At 52.8% G+C, this 5208-nt stretch carries 2 tRNA genes and 3 rRNA genes; all 5 read right to left on the reverse strand.

Going from position 1 to position 5208, the window contains the following annotated elements:
* Positions 1 to 7: 7 nt before the first annotated feature.
* The 5 genes from rrf to ACG97_RS16630 all read right to left on the reverse strand — a co-directional run bounded on the left by rrf (position 8) and on the right by ACG97_RS16630 (position 5160).
* Positions 8 to 120 (reverse strand): 5S ribosomal RNA (rrf, locus tag ACG97_RS16610).
* Positions 121 to 241: 121 nt separating this feature from the next.
* Positions 242 to 3137: ribosomal RNA gene (locus tag ACG97_RS16615) — 23S ribosomal RNA — on the reverse strand.
* 231 nt (positions 3138 to 3368) lie between these two features.
* Positions 3369 to 3444 (reverse strand) — tRNA-Ala (locus ACG97_RS16620).
* Between the two features lie 11 nt (positions 3445 to 3455).
* Positions 3456 to 3532, reverse strand: a tRNA-Ile gene (locus ACG97_RS16625).
* A 92-nt stretch (positions 3533 to 3624) separates the two neighbouring features.
* A 16S ribosomal RNA gene (locus ACG97_RS16630) occupies positions 3625 to 5160 on the reverse strand.
* Together the 16S, 23S and 5S rRNA genes with 2 tRNA genes alongside form the textbook arrangement of a ribosomal RNA operon.
* Between the last annotated feature and the right edge of the window lie 48 nt (positions 5161 to 5208).

Genomic DNA, 5208 nt, shown 5'->3' on the forward strand with positions numbered 1-5208 from the left:
ATGGGGCGTCTGGCGGTGTCCTACTTTCACACAGGTATCTGCACTATCATCGGCGCTAAGGCGTTTCACGGTCCTGTTCGGAATGGGAAGGCGTGGGACCACCTCGCTATGGCCACCAGACATAAACTGTCACAAATCAAAGAAGCCTACACTGAGTCTGTCACTCAGCCGGTAGAAGATTTCGTATTCTGTATCGCGTTTCCGCTTGCGCTCCGCCTCTCGGCAAAGCCACTCAAATGATAGGATCAAGCCTCACGAGCAATTAGTATCGGTTAGCTTAACGCCTCACAGCGCTTCCACACCCGACCTATCAACGTCCTGGTCTCGAACGACTCTTCAGGGACCTCAAGGGCCCAGGGAAGTCTCATCTTCAGGCAAGTTTCCCGCTTAGATGCTTTCAGCGGTTATCTCTTCCGAACTTAGCTACCCGGCAATGCGACTGGCGTCACAACCGGTACACCAGAGGTTCGTCCACTCCGGTCCTCTCGTACTAGGAGCAGCCCCCGTCAAACTTCCAACGCCCACTGCAGATAGGGACCAAACTGTCTCACGACGTTTTGAACCCAGCTCACGTACCACTTTAAATGGCGAACAGCCATACCCTTGGGACCGGCTACAGCCCCAGGATGTGATGAGCCGACATCGAGGTGCCAAACTCCGCCGTCGATGTGAACTCTTGGGCGGAATCAGCCTGTTATCCCCGGAGTACCTTTTATCCGTTGAGCGATGGCCCTTCCATTCAGAACCACCGGATCACTATGTCCTGCTTTCGCACCTGCTCGACTTGTCGGTCTCGCAGTTAAGCTACCTTTTGCCATTGCACTATCAGCACGATTTCCGACCGTACCTAGGTAACCTTCGAACTCCTCCGTTACACTTTGGGAGGAGACCGCCCCAGTCAAACTGCCTACCATGCACTGTCCCCGATCCGGATCACGGACCAAGGTTAGAACCTCAAACACACCAGGGTGGTATTTCAAGGACGGCTCCATGAGAACTAGCGTTCCCACTTCATAGCCTCCCACCTATCCTACACAAGTCTGTTCAAAGTCCAATGCAAAGCTACAGTAAAGGTTCACGGGGTCTTTCCGTCTAGCAGCGGGTAGATTGCATCTTCACAAACATTTCAACTTCGCTGAGTCTCAGGAGGAGACAGTGTGGCCATCGTTACGCCATTCGTGCGGGTCGGAACTTACCCGACAAGGAATTTCGCTACCTTAGGACCGTTATAGTTACGGCCGCCGTTTACTGGGACTTCAGTCAAGAGCTTGCACCCCATCATTTAATCTTCCAGCACCGGGCAGGCGTCACTCCGTATACGTCCACTTTCGTGTTGGCACAGAGCTGTGTTTTTGATAAACAGTCGCAGCCACCTATTCTCTGCGACCTCTGCACGCTTCGTGAGCAAGTCACTACACACGCAGAGGCATACCTTCTCCCGAAGTTACGGTATCAATTTGCCGAGTTCCTTCTCCTGAGTTCTCTCAAGCGCCTTAGAATTCTCATCCTGCCCACCTGTGTCGGTTTGCGGTACGGTTCTTATGCAGCTGAAGCTTAGTGGCTTTTCCTGGAAGCGTGGTATCAGTCACTTCAGTTCCGTAGAACCTCGTTATCACCTCTCGACCTTAAGGTGCAGCGGATTTGCCTACCGCACCAGCCTACCGGCTTGAACCAACTATTCCAACAGTTGGCTGACCTAACCTTCTCCGTCCCCACATCGCACTGCATAAAAGTACGGGAATTTTAACCCGTTTCCCATCGACTACGCTTTTCAGCCTCGCCTTAGGGGCCGACTCACCCTACGCCGATGAACGTTGCGTAGGAAACCTTGGGCTTTCGGCGAGGGGGCTTTTCACCCCCTTTATCGCTACTCATGTCAGCATTCGCACTTCTGATATCTCCAGCAGGGTTTACACCACCACCTTCACAGACCTACAGAACGCTCCCCTACCACGGACACATTTGACTGTGCCCATCCGCAGCTTCGGTTATCAGTTTGAGCCCCGTTACATCTTCCGCGCAGGACGACTCGACCAGTGAGCTATTACGCTTTCTTTAAATGATGGCTGCTTCTAAGCCAACATCCTGGCTGTCTATGCCTTCCCACCTCGTTTACCACTTAACTGATCATTTGGGACCTTAGCTGGCGGTCTGGGTTGTTTCCCTCTTGACGATGGACGTTAGCACCCACCGTCTGTCTCCCATGCTTGCACTTTCCGGTATTCAGAGTTTGCCATGGTTTGGTAAATCGCAATGACCCCCTAGCCATAACAGTGCTTTACCCCCGGAAGTGATACATGAGGCACTACCTAAATAGTTTTCGGGGAGAACCAGCTATCTCCGAGTTTGTTTAGCCTTTCACCCCTATCCACAGCTCATCCCCTAGTTTTGCAACACTAGTGGGTTCGGACCTCCAGTGCGTGTTACCGCACCTTCATCCTGGCCATGGATAGATCACTCGGTTTCGGGTCTACACCCAGCGACTAAGACGCCCTATTCGGACTCGGTTTCCCTACGCCTCCCCTATTCGGTTAAGCTTGCCACTGAATGTAAGTCGCTGACCCATTATACAAAAGGTACGCAGTCACCCGTTTCCAGGCTCCCACTGTTTGTATGCATCCGGTTTCAGGTTCTATTTCACTCCCCTCCCGGGGTTCTTTTCGCCTTTCCCTCACGGTACTGGTTCACTATCGGTCGATCACGAGTATTTAGCCTTGGAGGATGGTCCCCCCATATTCAGACAGGATTTCGCGTGTCCCGCCCTACTTCTCGTACGCCTAGTTCTTGAAATGTCTTTTCGTGTACGGGGCTATCACCCACTACGGCTGGCCTTTCCATGACCATTCCACTAAAACAATCCATAACACGTACAGGCTCTTCCGCGTTCGCTCGCCACTACTTACGGAATCTCGGTTGATTTCTTTTCCTCGGGGTACTTAGATGTTTCAGTTCTCCCGGTTCGCTCTACCTGCCCTATATATTCAGGCAGGAGTACTCCTTGCGGAGTGGGTTTCCCCATTCGGATATCAGTGGATCAAAGCTTCATTGCCAGCTCCCCACTGCTTTTCGCAGGCTTGCACGTCCTTCATCGCCTGTGATCGCCAAGGCATCCACCAGATGCACTTATTCACTTGACCCTATCATTTCAGTTGCCTTACTTTGATAACATCGAGTTTGCGTGACACGTCTCTCGACGTGCCGCGATACAATCTTCTACCCAAGTCGACGATCTGTTATGACCAGAATTAACTCGTCACTTCATCTCGCCGCTTGTATTTCGGCTTCTTCAATTTGTTAAAGATCGGGCGTTTTTTACAACGCAAACAGAAATTCACAGGCTGTCGCCTATGCGCTTTTGTTTGCATTGGTGGTGGAGGATGACGGGATCGAACCGACGACCCCCTGCTTGCAAAGCAGGTGCTCTCCCAACTGAGCTAATCCCCCAAAGGGTACACTGGTGGGTCTGGTTGGACTCGAACCAACGACCCCCGCGTTATCAACACGGTGCTCTAACCAGCTGAGCTACAAACCCAGTCTTGCTACAACACAGCCACTCTCGCAACTGTGCCGCCCTTAACTTCGAATAACCGATAGGCTGTAAGTGCCCAACCTCGCCTTCTCTAGAAAGGAGGTGATCCAGCCGCAGGTTCCCCTACGGCTACCTTGTTACGACTTCACCCCAGTCATGAAACCTACCGTGGTAAGCGGGCTCCCTAAGGTTACCCTACCCACTTCTGGCGGATTCCACTCCCATGGTGTGACGGGCGGTGTGTACAAGGCCCGGGAACGTATTCACCGCAGTATGCTGACCTGCGATTACTAGCGATTCCGACTTCATGGAGTCGAGTTGCAGACTCCAATCCGGACTACGATCGGCTTTAAGAGATTAGCTCCACCTCGCGGCTTGGCAACCCTCTGTACCGACCATTGTATGACGTGTGAAGCCCTGCTCATAAGGGCCATGAGGACTTGACGTCATCCCCACCTTCCTCCGGTTTGTCACCGGCAGTCTCATTAGAGTGCCCAACTTAATGATGGCAACTAATGACAAGGGTTGCGCTCGTTGCGGGACTTAACCCAACATCTCACGACACGAGCTGACGACAGCCATGCAGCACCTGTGTTACGGCTCCCTTTCGGGCACCAAGCCATCTCTGGCAAGTTCCGTACATGTCAAGAGCAGGTAAGGTTTTTCGCGTTGCATCGAATTAATCCACATCATCCACCGCTTGTGCGGGCCCCCGTCAATTCCTTTGAGTTTTAACCTTGCGGCCGTACTCCCCAGGCGGTCAATTTCACGCGTTAGCTACGCTACCAAGGATTCTAACCCCCAACAGCTAATTGACATCGTTTAGGGCGTGGACTACCAGGGTATCTAATCCTGTTTGCTCCCCACGCTTTCGTGCATGAGCGTCAGTGTTATCCCAGGGGGCTGCCTTCGCCATCGGTGTTCCTCCGCATCTCTACGCATTTCACTGCTACACGCGGAATTCCACCCCCCTCTGACACACTCTAGTCTTGTAGTTCCAAACGCAGTTCCCAGGTTGAGCCCGGGGCTTTCACATCTGGCTTACAAAACCGCCTGCGCACGCTTTACGCCCAGTAATTCCGATTAACGCTTGCACCCTACGTATTACCGCGGCTGCTGGCACGTAGTTAGCCGGTGCTTATTCTTCCGGTACTCTCAGCTCCCGGTGCTATTAACACCAGGCATTTGCTCCCGGACAAAAGTCCTTTACAACCCGAAGGCCTTCTTCAGACACGCGGCATGGCTGGATCAGGCTTGCGCCCATTGTCCAAAATTCCCCACTGCTGCCTCCCGTAGGAGTCTGGGCCGTGTCTCAGTCCCAGTGTGGCGGATCATCCTCTCAGACCCGCTACTGATCGTCGCCTTGGTGAGCCTTTACCTCACCAACTAGCTAATCAGACGTCGGCCGCTCGAATAGCGTGAGGCCCGAAGGTCCCCCACTTTCAACCTCAGTTCGTATGCGGTATTAGCACACCTTTCGATGCGTTATCCCCCACTACTCGGCACGTTCCGACGCATTACTCACCCGTTCGCCACTCGTCAGCGGAGCAAGCTCCCTGTTACCGTTCGACTTGCATGTGTAAAGCATGCCGCCAGCGTTCAATCTGAGCCAGGATCAAACTCTTCAGTTCAATCTCATAGCAATTTTTTGGCACGCAAGTTCAAAGAAACATCGTTTC

Origin of the sequence: Vogesella sp. EB (assembly GCF_001037925.1) — a bacterium.
In the GTDB taxonomy this organism is placed as follows: Bacteria; Pseudomonadota; Gammaproteobacteria; order Burkholderiales; family Chromobacteriaceae; genus Vogesella; species Vogesella indigofera.